At 73.0% G+C, this 15423-nt stretch carries 15 protein-coding genes; 4 read left to right on the forward strand and 11 right to left on the reverse strand.

Annotated features, from left to right (window positions below; all coding sequences use genetic code 11):
* Positions 1-217 precede the first annotated feature (217 nt).
* Entirely contained in the window at positions 218-1600 is a 1383-nt protein-coding gene (locus CUD01_RS12515) for a hypothetical protein (RefSeq protein ID WP_141321509.1), read from the forward strand.
* Positions 1601-1678: 78 nt separating this feature from the next.
* Here CUD01_RS12515 and CUD01_RS12520 read toward each other — a convergent pair whose 3' ends face one another.
* The 3 genes from CUD01_RS12520 to glmS are packed head-to-tail and all read right to left on the reverse strand — an operon-like array spanning position 1679 to position 4224.
* A complete protein-coding gene (locus tag CUD01_RS12520) occupies positions 1679-2032 on the reverse strand; it encodes a holo-ACP synthase (RefSeq protein ID WP_094180695.1) in 354 nt (117 codons plus the stop codon).
* On the reverse strand, positions 2029-2364 hold the full coding sequence (locus CUD01_RS12525; RefSeq protein ID WP_094180696.1) for a nucleoside triphosphate pyrophosphohydrolase family protein: 336 nt from the start codon (positions 2362-2364) through the stop codon (positions 2029-2031). The genes CUD01_RS12520 and CUD01_RS12525 overlap by 4 nt, the downstream gene beginning before the upstream one ends.
* Before the next feature lie 3 nt (positions 2365-2367).
* Positions 2368-4224 carry a glutamine--fructose-6-phosphate transaminase (isomerizing) gene (glmS, locus tag CUD01_RS12530; protein ID WP_094180697.1) on the reverse strand — a complete coding sequence of 619 codons (1857 nt, stop codon included), beginning with the start codon at positions 4222-4224 and terminating at the stop codon, positions 2368-2370.
* A 94-nt stretch (positions 4225-4318) separates the two neighbouring features.
* On the opposite strand from glmS, the gene coaA reads away from it, so the two are divergent.
* Complete coding sequence (coaA, locus tag CUD01_RS12535) at positions 4319-5284, forward strand: type I pantothenate kinase (protein WP_141321510.1); 966 nt, start codon at positions 4319-4321, stop codon at positions 5282-5284.
* A gap of 19 nt (positions 5285-5303) precedes the next feature.
* On the opposite strand, the gene CUD01_RS12540 is transcribed toward coaA, so the two are convergent.
* From CUD01_RS12540 to CUD01_RS12565, 6 genes are all read right to left on the reverse strand, one after another.
* Entirely contained in the window at positions 5304-6017 is a 714-nt protein-coding gene (locus CUD01_RS12540; protein ID WP_141321512.1) for a DedA family protein, read from the reverse strand.
* 205 nt (positions 6018-6222) lie between these two features.
* The gene (locus CUD01_RS12545; RefSeq protein ID WP_141321514.1) at positions 6223-6873 is read right to left on the reverse strand and encodes a peptide deformylase; all 651 of its coding nucleotides are present in this window, start codon (positions 6871-6873) and stop codon (positions 6223-6225) included.
* Positions 6870-8216 carry a phosphoglucosamine mutase gene (gene glmM / locus CUD01_RS12550; RefSeq protein ID WP_141321516.1) on the reverse strand — a complete coding sequence of 449 codons (1347 nt, stop codon included), beginning with the start codon at positions 8214-8216 and terminating at the stop codon, positions 6870-6872. The genes CUD01_RS12545 and glmM overlap by 4 nt, the downstream gene beginning before the upstream one ends.
* A gap of 147 nt (positions 8217-8363) precedes the next feature.
* Complete coding sequence (rpsI, locus tag CUD01_RS12555; RefSeq protein WP_094180702.1) at positions 8364-8849, reverse strand: 30S ribosomal protein S9; 486 nt, start codon at positions 8847-8849, stop codon at positions 8364-8366.
* Between the two features lie 36 nt (positions 8850-8885).
* Entirely contained in the window at positions 8886-9335 is a 450-nt protein-coding gene (rplM, locus tag CUD01_RS12560; RefSeq protein WP_094180703.1) for a 50S ribosomal protein L13, read from the reverse strand.
* Positions 9336-9973: 638 nt separating this feature from the next.
* On the reverse strand, positions 9974-10867 hold the full coding sequence (locus CUD01_RS12565) for a LysR family transcriptional regulator ArgP (protein WP_141321518.1): 894 nt from the start codon (positions 10865-10867) through the stop codon (positions 9974-9976).
* 71 nt (positions 10868-10938) lie between these two features.
* Between CUD01_RS12565 and CUD01_RS12570 the strand changes: the two genes are divergently transcribed.
* A complete protein-coding gene (locus tag CUD01_RS12570; protein ID WP_141321520.1) occupies positions 10939-11544 on the forward strand; it encodes a LysE/ArgO family amino acid transporter in 606 nt (201 codons plus the stop codon).
* A gap of 4 nt (positions 11545-11548) precedes the next feature.
* Here CUD01_RS12570 and CUD01_RS12575 read toward each other — a convergent pair whose 3' ends face one another.
* Positions 11549-13093, reverse strand: coding sequence for a GIY-YIG nuclease family protein (locus CUD01_RS12575; protein WP_141321522.1), 1545 nt, complete (start codon positions 13091-13093; stop codon positions 11549-11551).
* A gap of 64 nt (positions 13094-13157) precedes the next feature.
* Positions 13158-14840 (reverse strand): ABC-F family ATP-binding cassette domain-containing protein, encoded by a 1683-nt coding sequence (locus CUD01_RS12580; protein WP_141321524.1) that lies wholly within the window; start codon positions 14838-14840, stop codon positions 13158-13160.
* An 84-nt stretch (positions 14841-14924) separates the two neighbouring features.
* Between CUD01_RS12580 and CUD01_RS12585 the strand changes: the two genes are divergently transcribed.
* Entirely contained in the window at positions 14925-15359 is a 435-nt protein-coding gene (locus tag CUD01_RS12585) for a DUF5709 domain-containing protein (RefSeq protein WP_094180708.1), read from the forward strand.
* Positions 15360-15423: the final 64 nt, after the last annotated feature.

The following is a 15423-nucleotide window of genomic DNA, read 5'->3' on the forward strand; positions in this document are numbered from 1 at the left end:
CGGGCCGTCACCCGCCGTGCCGCGCGCACACGGGTGGCGGTCGGGACGTCCGGGCTCGCCCGACCGGGTGACGCACATCGGCGGAAGTCGGACGGTACGGGCGGTACCGGGGCAACTCGCGCCGGTCGACCGGGTGACCGCCCTGCACAGCGCCCCTGACCTGCGGGATTCTCACGCGAGCGAGGCAGATCTCGTCTCCAGCGACCGAAGGATCCGCATGACACAGGCCCGTACCCGCACGCGACTCGCCGTCGCGCTCGCCACCATCCCCGCGCTCGCCGCGGGTGCGCTGCTCGGCGCGTCCCCCGCGTCCGCCGCGACCGGCTCGATCCGGGGCACGGTCGTCGTGCCGTCCGGCGTCGAGGCTCCCTACACCATGGTCCTGGCGTGGGCGCCGGGCGCGAAGGGCGCCGACTTCGCCGAGTACAGCGAGGTCGACGAGTCCGGCAGCTTCGTGTTCGACGAGCTCGTCGCCGGGGCGTCCTACCAGATCAGCGTCATCGAGATGTCGGGCAGCCTCGCCGCGGGGTACTACGCGGGGTCGAAGTACGTGGCGACCTCGGCCGACGCGACGCTCGTCAAGACCGGCTCGCGGATCACGCTCCGTCCGGTCAAGGCCGCCGCGCCCACCGACGTGCGGGTCATCGCGCCGTCCTCGTCCGAGCCGCCGTCGTGGTGGGGCGACACGTCCGGCATGTACGTCGTCGAGCCGGGCACCTCGCGCATCGCGGCGTTCGCCGGCAGCTACGGCAGCGGACCGACGGCGGCGCGCGCGGCCGGCATCCTCGACGCGCCGGCCTCGGCGTCGGTGCTCGGGTCGTTCGACAAGCCCAGTGCCGCGGGCGACACGGTCCAGATGACCCTTCCGACGGCCGGCATGTTCCCGGGTGCGTCGTACACCGTGGCGCTGCCCGTCGGGTCGCCGGAGGAGCCCGCGGGCTTCCTCGACGCGTACTACTACGGCGGGACGAAGCGGGTCGTGACCAAGAAGCTCACGGCGGCGGGCACGTTCGCCGCGGGGGCCTCGACGGCGGACCTGTACGTCTACGGCGCCAAGGCCACCACGGCCGTCGCCGTCACGGGCACGGCCAAGGTCGGTGCGACCCTGCGCGTCAAGGCCGCGACATGGTCGCTCGCGGGCACGACCAGCTACCAGTGGCTGCGTGACGGCAAGGCGATCTCCGGCGCGACCGCCTCGTCGTACAAGCTCACGGCCGCGGACCTGCGCAAGGCGATCTCGGTCAAGGCCACGCACCGTCCCACCGTCGCGGGCAACGCGTACGGCTTCTCGACGTCCGCGAAGACCGCCGCCGTCATGGCGGGCTCCGCGCCCGTCGCCAAGGCCCTGCCGACCGTCACGGGTACGACGAAGGTCGGCAAGACGCTCACCGCGTCGCGCGGCACCTGGGACTCGTCCGGCCTGACGTACGGCTACCAGTGGCTGCGTGACGGCAAGGCGATCTCGGGCGCGACGAAGAACACTTACGTGCTCACGTCGTCCGACGCGGGCAAGAAGCTCTCGGTCAAGGTCACGGCCAAGCGTCCCGGCCACCTGGCCGGCACGGCGACGTCGAAGCAGACCGCCGCGATCGCGCGCTGACCGCACGCACCACGCCGGGGCCCGTCACCGCTGTCGCGGTGGCGGGCCTCGGCCGTCCCGACGGCCCCGGCCGGTTCGTCAGTCGCGCTCCGCGACGACCATCGCCGACGCGATGCCCGCGTCGTGCGAGATCGACAGGTGCCACCGCGTGACCCCGAGCTCGGCCGCGCGCGCGAGCACCGTGCCGGTCAGCTCGACCACCGGCTGCGCGCCGACCACCCGCCGCACGGTCGCGTCCTGCCAGGACATCCCCGGCGGCGCCCCCAGGGCCTTCGCGATGGCCTCCTTCGCGGCGAACCGCGCCGCGAGCGACGTCTCGGGCATCACACGCTCGTCGGGCGTGAACAGCCGCTCGCGCAGCGCCGGGACGCGGTGCAGCGTCGCGACGAACCGCGCGACGTCGACGACGTCGATGCCGACCCCGACGATCACGGCTGCGGCTCCAGGTCCTGCTCCTCGACCAGGTGCTTCCACCGCAGCCACTTGCGCTCGACCGCGTCGTCGAGGTCCACGCCGAGGCGGTGCGCAACGATCATGAGCATCCCCAGGACGTCCGCGACCTCGTCGCGGACCGCCGCCGCGAGCTCGGCCGGGTCGCCCTGGTGCCGCGAGCGCCCGGTGGCCGCGAGGTAGGCGCGCGTCAGCTCGCCGACCTCCTCGCCCAGCTTGAGCACCGCCCAGTCGTCGGTGCGCTCGATGCCGTGCAGCCGCGCGTAGACGCGGCTGATCGTCTCGACCTCACGCTGCGCGTCGGCGAGCTCCACCGCTCACTCGACCGTGACGGACTTGGCGAGGTTGCGCGGCTGGTCGACGTCGAGGCCCTTCGCGGTCGCGAGCTCGCACGCGAAGATCTGCAGCGGCACCACCGCGAGCAGCGGCGCGAGGAGCGTGGGCGACTGCGGGACGTAGAACACCTCGTCCGCGAACGGGCGGACCGCCTCGTCGCCGTCCTCGGCGATCACGAGCGTGCGCGCACCGCGCGCCCGGATCTCCTGGATGTTCGAGACGACCTTCGAGTGCAGCGAGTGCCGGCCGCGCGGCGAGGGCACCACGACGAACACGGGCTGGCCGGGCTCGATCAGCGCGATCGGGCCGTGCTTGAGCTCGCCCGCCGCGAAGCCCTCCGCGTGGATGTACGCGAGCTCCTTGAGCTTGAGCGCACCCTCCATCGCGACCGGGAAGCCCACGTGCCGGCCGAGGAACAGCACCGACTGCGTGTCCGCCATCCACCGTGCGATCTCCCGCACGCGGCCCGCCCGGTCGAGGACCTGCTGGATCTTGTCCGGGATGGCGCGCAGCTCGTCGAGGATGCGCGCGACCTCGTCGGCGTACATGTTGCCGCGCAGCTGCGCGAGGTACAGGCCCAGCAGGTACGCCGCGGTGATCTGCGACAGGAACGCCTTCGTCGAGGCGACCGCGATCTCCGGGCCGGCGTGCGTGTAGAGCACCGCGTCGGACTCGCGCGGGATCGTCGAGCCGTGGGTGTTGACGATCGCGAGCACCTTCGCGCCCTGCTCGCGCGCGTGCCGCACGGCCATCAGCGTGTCCATGGTCTCGCCGGACTGCGAGACGGCGACGACGAGCGTGCGCTCGTCCACCACGGGGTCGCGGTAGCGGAACTCGTGCGCGAGCTCGACCTCGACCGGGATCCGGCACCAGTGCTCGATCGCGTACTTGGCGACGTGCCCCGCGTACGCCGCCGTACCGCACGCGACGACGACGATCTTGTCGACCGCGCGCAGCACCGACTCCTCGATGCGCACCTCGTCGAGCACCAGGCGCCCGCTCACGTCGGTGCGGCCCAGGAGCGTGTCCGCGACCGCGTGCGGCTGGTCGTGGATCTCCTTGTCCATGAAGGAGCGGAAGCCGCCCTTCTCCGCTGCCGCCGCGTCCCAGTCGACCGTGTAGCGCCGCGCCTGCGCGGGCACGCCGTCGAAGTCGGTCACCCGCACCTCGTCGGGCGTGATCGTCACGACCTGGTCCTGGCCCAGCTCGAGCGCCTCGCGCGTGTGCGCGATGAACGCCGCGACGTCCGAGCCGAGGAAGTTCTCCCCCGTACCCAGCCCGACGACGAGCGGCGAGTCGTGCCGGGCGCCGACCACGGTGTCCGGCACCGCGGCGTGCACGGCCAGCAGCGTGAACGTGCCCTCGAGCGCGCGGGCCACGCGGCCCATCGCGGTCGTCAGGTCGCCCGTCTCGGTGTACGCCCGGGCGAGCAGGTGCGCGACGACCTCGGTGTCGGTCTCCGAGGCGAACTCGACACCGTCCGCCACGAGCTGGGCCTTGAGGACCGCGAAGTTCTCGACGATGCCGTTGTGGATGACCGCGAGGTCCCCCGCGACGTGCGGGTGCGCGTTGACGTCCGTCGGCCCGCCGTGCGTGGCCCAGCGGGTGTGGCCGATCGCCGCGGTCGCGTCCGGCAGCGGGTGCGCGTCGATCTCCTCGACCAGGTTCGCGAGCTTGCCGGCCTTCTTGGCGGTGGCGAGGACTCCCGACGGGCCGACCAGCGCGACGCCCGCGGAGTCGTACCCGCGGTACTCGAGCCGCCGCAGACCTTCGATGACGACCTCGAGGGGGCGGGCGCTGGCGACCGGGCTACCGACGTAGCCGACGATTCCACACATGAGGGCGAGTCTATCCGGCGCCCCGTGCGGGGCTCGCGGCGTGGCAGGTCGCCCCCGTCACGTGGCCAGCCGCCGCGTCCGGCACAATCGGGGGGTGCTCCCGTCGTCGTCGACGCCGTCCCTGGCCCCCGCCACCCCGTACGTCGACCTCGACCGGGAGGCGTGGCGGCGACTGTCGGCGTCCACCCCCCTGCCGCTCACCGACGCGGACGTCGAACGTCTCGCGGGCATCGGGGACCCGATCGACCTCGCCGAGGTCGACGCGATCTACCGCCCCATCTCGCGCCTGCTCGACCTGTACATCGAGGCCACCCGCGGTCTGCACGCCGCGTCGTCGACCTTCCTGCGCGAGGACATCACGCCCACGCCGTTCGTCATCGGGGTCGCCGGGTCCGTCGCGGTCGGCAAGTCGACCACCGCCCGCCTGCTGCGCGAGCTCCTGGCCCGCTGGCCCGCGACGCCGCGCGTCCAGCTGATCACGACCGACGGCTTCCTGTACCCGAACGCCGAGCTCGAGCGCCGCGGGCTGATGCAGCGCAAGGGGTTCCCCGAGTCGTACGACCGCCGCGCGCTGCTGCGGTTCGTGTCCAAGGTCAAGGCGGGCAAGCCCGAGGTCACGGCACCGGTGTACTCGCACCTGACGTACGACATCGTCCCCGGCGAGAACATCGTCGTGCGGCGGCCCGACGTGCTGATCGTCGAGGGGCTCAACGTGCTCCAGCCCGCGCGTCCCTCGGCCGAGGGCAGCTCCAGCCTCGCGGTCAGCGACTTCTTCGACTTCTCGATCTACGTCGACGCCAAGCCGCGCGACGTGCGGCAGTGGTACGTCGACCGGTTCCTCAGCCTGCGGCAGACCGCGTTCGCCGACCCGGCCTCGTACTTCCACCGGTACGCGTCGTTGTCGGACGACGAGGCGGTGGCGCGCGCCGAGTCGATCTGGGACTCCATCAACTCCCCGAACCTCGAGCAGAACATCCTGCCGACGCGCAGCCGCGCGACCCTCGTCCTCACCAAGGGCTCCGACCACAGCGTCCAGCGCGTGCGCCTGCGCAAGCTCTAGGACCGCCCGCCCCTACGGGTCACCGCGTGTGCGGGCCGTGGTGCTGCGGTGTGCGGACCTCGTCCGCGGGCGCCGGCGGCGCGTCGGTGGGGGCGGGCGACTCGTCCGCCTCGAGGATCGCGGCACCGTCCGGGTCCGCGCGCGACAGCCAGCGGCGCAGTGCCCAGTCGACGACGACGCCGATGACGACGCCCCCGACCACCCCGACGACGACGCCCCACAGCGGCGAGTGGTCACGGAACGCGGCACCCGCGCTCACGCCGATCACCGTCGAGTAGCACGCCCACGTCACGGCGGCGATCGCCGCGAGGAACGTGAACCGCCGGCGCGGGAACCCGACGGCACCCGCGGTCATGTTGACCGCCACGCGGCCCACCGGGATGTACCGCGCGGCGATGATGAACGACGCGCCGCGGCGCTCCAGCGCCCGCTCGGCCCACGCCAGCGCGGCCTGCCCACGGCCCGAGCGGAAGAGCCGCAACCGGTGCACGGGCACGCGGCGGCCGATGCTGAAGGCGATCTGGTCACCCGTGAACGCGCCGAGCGCGGCGACCGGGACGACGACCCACAGGTTCGGCTCGCCCCCGGGGCCCACCGCGAGCGCGGCGAGGGCGATCACGACGGACTCGCTCGGGATCGGGGGGAAGAAGCCGTCGATCGCCGCGAACAGGTACATGACCAGATAGATCCACGGCGACGCCGCGAGATCGAGCGCCCACTGCTCCAAGCCCATCTCGCTCCGTCCCTCCGCCGGTCCCCCTGCGGTCCGCTGACCACGGACCTTGGTCCACCGTACGGGCCCGTGGCTGGTCCTGGTATCCGTGACCGCCCCGGCTCACCCCTGACGGGCAGCGGCCGGCCTGCTCGCGTACCGGTCCTTCCTGCCCAACGCGTGGCACCGCCCCGGGGTTCCGGCGCCCGCGCCACGTCCCCGCTGGTCAGCTCGGCAGCGGGAAGCCCAGCGCTGCCGACGCGGCCTCCGGCCGCGGCTCGCTCGCCCAGCGCAGACCCAGCTCGTCGGCCGCCGCGAGCGAGCGCAGCTCCGCGCGGTCCAGGTAGAGCGTCCCGCGCAGGTGGTCGGTCTCGTGCTGCACGATGCGCGCGGGCCAGCCGGTCAGCACCTCGTCGAGCGCGGCGCCCGTCTCGTCCTGGCCCGTGAGCCGGACCCTGCGGTGCCGTGCGACGACGGCCTGGTAGCCGGGCACCGACAGGCAGCCCTCGTAGAACCCGGCGCGCTCGTCGTCGGCCGCCTCGTACGCGGGGTTCACGAGCACCCGCGCCTCGACTCGGACCCGCTCACGCACCTCCGCGACGCGCTCGTCGCTCACGCCCGGGTCCTCGACCACGGCGATCGCGAGCGGCAGGCCGATCTGCGGCGCCGCGAGCCCGACCCCGGGTGCGTGGCGCATGGTGCGGTGCATGACCGCGACGAGCGCCGCGAGCTCGTCGTCCGCGAGCTGGCCGTCGTACGCCTGCGCGGTCGCCCGCAGCGCCGGGTGACCCGCGCGGACGATCGGCGCGACGCCCTCGGCGGCCGCCTCGACGACCCGCAGGGTGAGGTCGCGCAGCCGGGCCGCGGGCGACGTCACAGCGCGAGCCGCTCGCGCACCACGTCCGCGAGCCCGGCCGCGACGTCGTCCGCCTCGTCTTGCGTCGCGGCCTCGACCATGACGCGCACGAGCGGCTCGGTGCCGCTGGGGCGCAGGAGCACCCGGCCCGTGCGGCCCAGCCGGACCTCCGCCGCCGCGACCGCGTCGAGCAGCGCCTCGTCGTGCGTGCGGTTCTTGTCGACGCCCGGCACGTTGACCAGCGTCTGCGGCAGCCGCCCGACGAGCGCCGCCAGCTCGTGCAGCGGCGTGCCGGTCGCCGCGACGCGCGACGCGAGGTGCAGCGCCGTCAGCACGCCGTCACCCGTGGTCGCGTGCTTCGACATGATGATGTGGCCCGACTGCTCGCCGCCGAGCGTGTACCCGCCCGCGCGCATCGCCTCGAGCACGTACCGGTCGCCCACCGCGGTGTCCAGCACCCGGATCCCGACCGACTCCATCGCGAGCTTGAGGCCCAGGTTGCTCATGACGGTCGCGACGAGCGTGTCCTGCGCGAGCTCGCCCGCGTCCCGCAGCGCGACCGCGAGAACGCCCATGATCTGGTCGCCGTCGACGAGCGTGCCTGAGCTGTCGACCGCGAGGCAGCGGTCCGCGTCACCGTCGAACGCGACGCCCAGGTCGGCGCCGGACGCCACGACGAACGCCTGGAGCTGCTCGGGGTGCGTCGAGCCGCACTTCTCGTTGATGTTGCGCCCGTCCGGCGAGGCGTTGATGACGACGACGTCGGCGCCGGCCTCGCGCAGCGCGGCGGGGCCGACCTCGCTCGCGGCGCCGTTCGCGCAGTCCACCGCGATGCGCAGACCGGTCAGCGGCGTGCCGATGCTGGCGACGAGGTGCTGCACGTACGCGTCCCCCGCACCGCCGGTGTCCACCCGGATGCGGCCGACCGCACCACCCGTAGGGCGCTGCCAGTCCTCGCCGATGCGCGCCTCGATCTGCGCCTCGAGGTCGTCGTCGAGCTTGTGCCCGCCCCGCGCGAGGAACTTGATGCCGTTGTCCGGCATGGGGTTGTGCGACGCGGACAGCACGACGCCGATGTCGACGCCCGTCGTCGCGGTCAGGTACGCCACCGCGGGCGTGGGCAGGACGCCCACGTTGTGCACGTCGACGCCCGCCGACGCGAGGCCGGCCGCGATCGCCGCGGTCAGGAACTCGCCCGACGCACGCGAGTCGCGCCCGACGACCGCCCGGGGCCGGTGGCCCTCGAACTCCCCGCGCGTGCCGAGCACGTGCGCCGCCGCGACCGCGAGGTCGAGCGCGAGCTCCGCCGTGACGTCCCGGTTCGCGAGCCCGCGCACCCCGTCGGTACCGAACAGCTGGCCCATGTCAGACCCCTTCGTCGTCGCGCTGCAACGTTACTGGTCCCGCGGGCAGGCCGCGGGCGGGCGTGCGCGTCCGGCGTGGACGCGGCCCGGACATGCCGATGGCCCCGACGGTCGAGCGACCGCGGGGCCATCGGGCCGCGCCGAGGATCAGCGCTTCGAGTACTGCGGCGCCTTGCGGGCCTTCTTGAGACCGGCCTTCTTGCGCTCGACCACACGCGCGTCACGCGTGAGGAAGCCGGCCTTCTTGAGGGCCGGGCGGTTCGACTCCGCGTCGATCGCGTTGAGCGCACGCGCGATGCCGAGTCGGACGGCGCCGGCCTGGCCGGACACGCCACCACCGGTCACGCGGACGATGACGTCGAAGCGACCCTCGACGTCCACGACCTTGAGCGGGGAGTTGACGAGCTGCTGGTGCACCTTGTTCGGGAAGTAGTCCTCGAGGGTGCGGCCGTTGATCTTCCACTCACCGGTGCCGGGGACGAGGCGCACACGCGCGATCGCCTCCTTGCGGCGGCCGAGCGCCTGGCCCGGCGCGGTGATGCTCTGGCCACGGCCGGTCGGGGCCGAGGTCTCGCTGGTGTAGCTGCTGGGCGCGTCGCCCTCGAGGTCGTAGTCGACCGTCGTCTCTGCCACGGGGATGTCCTGTCGTCTCTACTGTCGCGCCGGCCGTCAGGCCTGCTGCGCGACCTGGGTGATCTCGAACGGCTTCGGCTGCTGCGCCTGGTGCGGGTGCTCGGCACCCGCGTAGACCTTGAGCTTGCCGAGCTGCTGACGGCCGAGCGAGCTCTTGGGGAGCATGCCCCGCACAGCCTTCTCGATCGCACGCTCGGGGTGCTTGGCCAGGAGCTCCGAGTACGGGGTGGCACGCAGGCCGCCCGGGTAGCCGGAGTGGCGGTACGCGAGCTTGGCCTCGCGCTTGTTGCCGGTCAGGGCGACCTTGTCCGCGTTGATGACGATGACGAAGTCACCGCCGTCGACGTGCGGGGCGAAGGTGGCCTTGTGCTTGCCGCGCAGCAGCGTGGCCACGTGGGTGGCCAGACGGCCGAGGACGACGTCGGTCGCGTCGATGACGTACCAGTTCCGCTCGATCTCGCCCGGCTTCGGGGTGTACGTACGCACGGTCGTTGCCTTTGTCTCGTGTTGCGTCGTGTGGCGACCGTCCATCCGCGCGCGGGCGCGGCGGGGCGGTCGATGCTGTCGGTGGCGCATCCGCGACCGGCGAGTGGGAACGCACCGACCTACCATCGCCTCCGCGTGGTGAGAAGCCACGGGCGCACGACAGGGACGCACAACGACTCAACAGACTACCTGTGCCGGAGAACACGGGTCAAAACCACGTCCGTCACACCTCCCCCGACACCCCGCCCCCTCGCCCCCACACCCTGCCCCCTCGCCCCCACACCCACCGACCCCGCCATCGCTCCGGCTCTCCGAGCCGAGACCCGGAGCAACCACGGGGTCGACCGCCATCCCTCCCGACGAGACCGTCATCACTCCGGGAACGGACGACGAGAGCCGGAACAACCACCGGGTCGACGCACCACCACGCCACACCGCCATCGCTCCGGCTGTCAGGGCGGAAACCCGGAGCAACCACGGGGTCGACCGCCATCCCCCCGACGAGACCGTCGTTGCTCCGGGAAGGGAGGACGAGAACCGGAACAACCACGGGGTCGACGGTCGGTGCTCGACGGGAGCTGGGGGCGGCGGTGAGGGCGACGGGTGGTCGGTGGGTGGTCAGTGGGTGGTCGGTGGGGTCAGCGCAGGGACGTGGACGCGGCGCGGACGACCCGGGCCGTGAGGTCGTCGAGGGTCGGGGTGCGCAGGGACCAGTGCTGCCAGTACAGCGGGACGTCGAGCCACCGGCCGGGAGCGACGTCCACGAGCGCGCCGGTCGCGAGGGCGTCGGCGGCCGCCGCCTCGGACGCCATCCCCCAGCCGAGCCCCGCGGCGAGCAGCTCGAGGAACGCGGTGTTCGACGGCACGTGGTGCACGGGCGGCGCGACGTCCCGCCCGACGAGCGCGGCGGCGAACCTGTGCTGCAGCGTGTCCGCGCGGTTGAACGCGAGCACCGGTGCGCGCTCGAGCGCCGCGGCCGTCACACCGTCGGGGAACCAGCGGTCGCGCACCGCGGGTGCGACGAGCCCGAGGTACCGCATGGCCCCGAGCGGCCGGACGCGGCAGCCCTGGACCGCGTGCGCCTGGGCGGTGACGGCCGCGGTGACCGTCCCGTCGCGCAGCAGCTCGGCCGTGCGGTCCTGGTCCTCGCGCCGCAGGTCGACGACGACACCCTCCGGCAGGCCGACGAGCGCGGCGGGGAACCAGCTCGACAGCGAGTCGGCGTTCACCGCGACGGCGAGGCGCGTGGGCGCACCGGCGGCCTCGTCGTGGCCCGCCCCCGCGAGCTCGGCCGCCGCGTCCCGCTCGAGGAGTGCGACCTGGCCGGCGAGGCGCGCGAGCACGGCGCCGGGCTCGGTCGCACGGCAGGGCCGCGAGCGCACGACGAGCACCTGCCCGACCCGCTGCTCGAGCGCACGCACGCGCTGGCTCACGGCCGACGGGGTCACGTGCAGCCGGGCGGCGGCGGCCTCGAACGTGCCCTCCTCGAGCACGGCGGCGAGTGCTCGGAGCTGCTCGGCGTCGAGGTTCATGAAGCCAGGCTAATGCTCCCTCAGAAACCTGAGATGGACTCCCAGTCAGCGGGTCTCCTAGCGTCCTCGTCGTGCCTCCTGCCCTCGGTGCCCTCGCGGCCGGCTTCCTCGCGTGCCTCGGCCTGATCGTCGCGATCGGGGCGCAGAACGCGTTCGTGCTGCGCCAGGGCATCCGGCGTGAGCACGTGGCGGTCGTCGTCGCGCTGTGCACCGCGGGGGACCTCGTCCTCACCGCGGCGGGCATCGCGGGGCTGGGACCGCTGGTCGCGGCGCATCCCGCCGCGCTCACGGGCGTGCGGTGGTTCGGCGCCGCGTTCCTGGCCTGGCTCGCCGTCGCGGCGGTCCGCCGCGCGCGCCACCCCGAGCGTCTCGACCCCGCCGCGGCCGGGCCCGCCTCGAGGCGCAGCGTCGTGACGACGTGCCTGGCCCTGACGTTCCTCAACCCGCACGTCTACCTGGACACGGTGGTGCTGCTCGGCTCGCTCGCGCACACCCGGCCGCACCCGAGGGGGTTCGGCGTGGGCGTGGTGCTCGCGAGCGCGAGCTGGTTCAGCGCGCTGGGCTTCGGGGCCACGCGGCTCGCGCCGCTGTTCGCCCGCCCGCGCGCGTGGCAGGTGCTCGACCTCGTCGTCGCCGCCGTCATGGCGACGCTCGCGGTCACGCTCGTCGTCGCGTGACGCCTCAGGCCTCCGACGCGGCCGCCTTCCGGGCAATCTCCCCGCGGTATACGGGTACGGCTTGCTGCTGCTCCGGTCCGCAGTTCAGGTACATCACCGGGTTCTGCCCCTTGAGGTGCTTGACGCTCTTGTTCACGATGTCGGGGCGGTCGATCGCCTTGCCGAAGAAGCCCAGTCGAGGCTTCCCCAACGGTATGTAGTCACGGTCACCCTCCACACGCTCCCGCCAGTACGCGACCTCGTAGGCGGCCCGGACGACACCCTTCGACACCGCGAGCGCGGTGCGGGCGCGCCCGGCTGTCGTTCCGGACATGACCCACCAGCCCCTGGTCGCCTCGTAGAGCTCGCCGCTGGGCATCGCCGGCGTCCAGAGGCGCGGGATCTTGAGAAGGACGAGGCTCTCCTTCGTCTCGCCCAGAGGCGCTGCGTCGTAGATCGAGTTCACGACCTCGGCGTTCGCCCAACCGCGCAGAGCGACATGGTGACCCAGGACCTTGTTCGTCAGGGGGTGCCCAACAGCACGCAGGGCGTCGATCACGCTCGCTTCGACGACGAAGGCGTGCTTCTCGCTCTCGATTCCGTGCCGGACTACCTCCACCTGGACGTGCCCGTCTGAAGCGAGGATCGAACGGATTCGGTCCAGCTTGTCGCTCGGCGCCGCGTCGCCACCGAGAGCGTCCCGCGCATGGTCGAAGGCCCTGTTCCCGATCCCTTTGCCCACGTAGAAGACCGTGCCGTCCCGGCTGTCCCGGAGTAGGTACACGTAGTAGCGCATCGCCTCCTGGGCCAAGGTGCTGAACTCGCGAACTGGTGCCGCTGGCTCAGCCACGTCGGGCCGGGAGCCAGCCGTATCGTGCTGCAAGCCGACGACCGCCTCTCGGTCAGCGCTTGGTCCCATCGGGAGGTTACGAAGGTCGACCGACGTCCGACCGTCCGGGAGGAACAGTCGCCCGTCATCGGTGAGCACCACAACCGGACGACCGAAGGACGACCCGCTCCGTGGGACCCTGACCACCTTCCAGGACCGCACCGTCACCCCGGCCCGCCCCATCTGCATCAGATGCCGCGACGCGTGCTCGAACCCACGCTCGTCGGTCTCCGACCGCTGCTCCCACGGACGGGCGTCCCAGGCACCGTCGGTCGAGAGCGCAGTGAGAATGCTCGCGATCGCGGAATACGTCACTGCGCGCAGCGAAAGCTCCCGCGAGGGCAGAGCCAACCCGAGGCCTGCCAGCATCCGGTCCGCGAGCTGCCCGGACTCGATCTCGAACGCCTCGTCCCACTGCATCCACCCCGGGTGATCGGGCCAGAGATGCAACGCGCCGCCGCGATTCATCGAGACCTCCGCCCCCGAGGGGTCAACGAGCTGGACGTGGAGGTTGTCGTATGCGACACCCTGGGGGTGGTCGTCCCAGAAGACCTCTCGGCCACCGCGACGGACGAGTTCAGCCGCGATCAGCCAGGAACCCGCGTAGCGGTTGCGCCACCCTCCTGCGGCCATCTCAGAGCCGTTCCTCGAGACGTGCTCGTCCCCGCCCTCACGACACATGCGCCCTCCCGGCTGTACGCCCCCGTGCGAATCGGCGCCCGAGTCATGTCGCTCCGCGACATGTTCACCGAACCCTATCGACGCGCCCCTCGTCCCACACGGCGGTCGGTGTCTCGCGCACGCGGCCGTCCGCGCCGAACACCAGGTAGCGGTCGAACGTGCGGGTGAACCAGCGGTCGTGGGTCACCGCGAGGACCGTGCCGTCGAACGCGGCGAGCCCGTCCTCGAGCGCCTCGGCCGAGTGCAGGTCGAGGTTGTCGGTCGGCTCGTCGAGCAGCAGGAGCGTCGCGCCGCCGAGCTCGAGGAGCAGGATCTGGAACCGCGCCTGCTGACCGCCGGACAGCGTCTCGTAGCGCTGCTCGGCCTGCGCGACGAGCTCGTAGCGGTCGAGCGCGCGACTCGCCTGCTCGCGGCCGAGCCCGGCGCGTCGGCCGTCGCCGCGGTGCAGGATGTCGAGCAGCGTGCGCCCCTCGAGGTCGAGGTGCGTGCGGTTCTGCGCGAACCAGCCGGGCCGCACGCGCGAGCCGAGCACCACCGTGCCGGTGTGCGCGACCGGCTCGACCACGGCGTCGTCGGCCGGCTCGTGCTCGGGCCCGGGGTCGGAGCCGCCGCGCGCGAGCAGACGCAGGAAGTGGGACTTGCCCGAGCCGTTGGAGCCGAGCACCGCGACCCGCTCGCCGTAGAACACCTCGAGGTCGAACGGCTCCATCAGCCCGGTGAGCTCGAGGTGCCGCGCGACGACGGCGCGCTTGGCGGTGCGCCCGCCGCGCAACCGCATCGTCACCGACTGCTCACGCACGCGCACGGCCGGCGGCCCGGCCTCCTCGAACTTGCGCAGACGCGTCTGCGCGGCCTGGTAGCGCGACGACATGCCGTCGTTGTAGGCGGCCTTCTGCTTGAGCGTCGTGACGAGCGTGCGGAGCTTGGCGTGCTCCTCCTCCCAGCGCCGCAGCAGCTCGTCGGCCCGGCTCATGCGCTCCTCACGCGCCTCGTGGTAGGTCGTGAAGCTGCCGCCGTGCACCCAGACCGAGGCGCCCGCGGGCGAGGGCTCGAGCGTCGCGACGTGGGTCGCCACGCGCGAGAGCAGCTCGCGGTCGTGGCTGACGAGCAGCACGGTCTTGCCCGCGGCGACGAGGCGCTCCTCGAGCCAGCGCTTGGTGGGCACGTCGAGCGCGTTGTCGGGCTCGTCGAGCAGCAGCACCTCGTCGGGACCGCGCAGCAGCGCCTCGAGGACGAGCCGCTTCTGCTCGCCGCCGGACAGCGTGCGGACCTCGCGGTACTGCGCGCGCTCGAACGGCACGGACAGCACCGCGTCGGTCACCTGGTCCCAGCCGGCCTCCGCCTCGTAGCCGCCGACGTCCGCCCAGTCGACGAGCGCCTGCGCGTACCGCAGCTGGGCGGGCTCGTCGTCGACCTGCATCATCGCGAGCTCGGCGGCGGCGAGCTCGGCGGCCGTGTCCCGCACCGCGGCGGGGGCCAACGACGCGAGCAGGTCACGGACGCTGCGGTCGTCGTCGATGCGCCCCACGTCCTGACGCATGACGCCCAGCCCGCCGGAGCGCGCGACCGAGCCCGCGTGCGGCTGCTCGTCGCCCGTGACGATCCGCAGGAGCGTGGACTTGCCGACGCCGTTGGGGCCGACGAGCGCGACGCGCGCGCCGTCGCCCACCCGGAACGTCACGTCGTCCAGCAGCGGCCGCCCGTCGGGCAGCACGTACCCGACACCCATGACGTCGAGGTGTCCCATGCCCGCCAGTGTGCGGTGCGACCCGCCCGCCGGCCAAAGCCATTGCCGGTGGCGGGCGCCCGGCGGCGGTGCGAAGGTCGACTCATGAGCGAGACACCTGCCAGCAGCACCGACCCCGCCCTCGGCTCGGAGGGTGACACCGACCAGCTCCCTCGCGAGGACACGCTGATCGACCGCGGCGTCGACGACCTGCTCGACGAGGGCTACTCCCCGCCCGAGCGGGACAACCGCTCGCACTACGGCGAGACGGCATGGGAGGAGAAGCACCGCGAGACGATCGACCAGCGCGTCACGCAGGAGGAGCCCGAGATCTGGGAGCAGGCGCCGCGGGTCACCGGTGACCGTGAGGAGAACCGCGCGGGTCGCCTCGTGGAGGACGACGACGCGGTCGCGGCCGGGGGCACGGACGCGTTCGCGGTCGACTCGGGTGTCGCAGGAGGCGCCGCGAGCGCCGAGGAGGCCGCGGTGCACGTGGTCGAGGAGGTCTACGTCGACGAGGCGTACCGCGACGAGGACTGAGCGCTCGATCGGGCGTACCGCGCCGTCGGCCCTCCCCGATCAGGTCACGATCCGATAACGTCCG

Origin of the sequence: Cellulomonas uda, from assembly GCF_006538705.1 — a bacterium.
GTDB classification, from domain to species: Bacteria; Actinomycetota; Actinomycetes; order Actinomycetales; family Cellulomonadaceae; genus Cellulomonas; species Cellulomonas uda.

What these genes read in the sequence shown, in the direction of transcription:
- CUD01_RS12515 (WP_141321509.1), top strand. Translation starts at nt 218, where the DNA reads ATGACACAGGCCCGTACCCGCACGCGACTCGCCGTCGCGCTCGCCACC.
- glmS (WP_094180697.1), bottom strand. Translation starts at nt 4,224, where the DNA reads ATGTGTGGAATCGTCGGCTACGTCGGTAGCCCGGTCGCCAGCGCCCGC.
- glmM (WP_141321516.1), bottom strand. Translation starts at nt 8,216, where the DNA reads ATGGGCCAGCTGTTCGGTACCGACGGGGTGCGCGGGCTCGCGAACCGG.
- CUD01_RS12575 (WP_141321522.1), bottom strand. Translation starts at nt 13,093, where the DNA reads ATGTGTCGTGAGGGCGGGGACGAGCACGTCTCGAGGAACGGCTCTGAG.
- CUD01_RS12585 (WP_094180708.1), top strand. Translation starts at nt 14,925, where the DNA reads ATGAGCGAGACACCTGCCAGCAGCACCGACCCCGCCCTCGGCTCGGAG.
- CUD01_RS12565 (WP_141321518.1), bottom strand. Translation starts at nt 10,867, where the DNA reads ATGAACCTCGACGCCGAGCAGCTCCGAGCACTCGCCGCCGTGCTCGAG.
- CUD01_RS12540 (WP_141321512.1), bottom strand. Translation starts at nt 6,017, where the DNA reads ATGGGCTTGGAGCAGTGGGCGCTCGATCTCGCGGCGTCGCCGTGGATC.
- CUD01_RS12580 (WP_141321524.1), bottom strand. Translation starts at nt 14,840, where the DNA reads ATGGGACACCTCGACGTCATGGGTGTCGGGTACGTGCTGCCCGACGGG.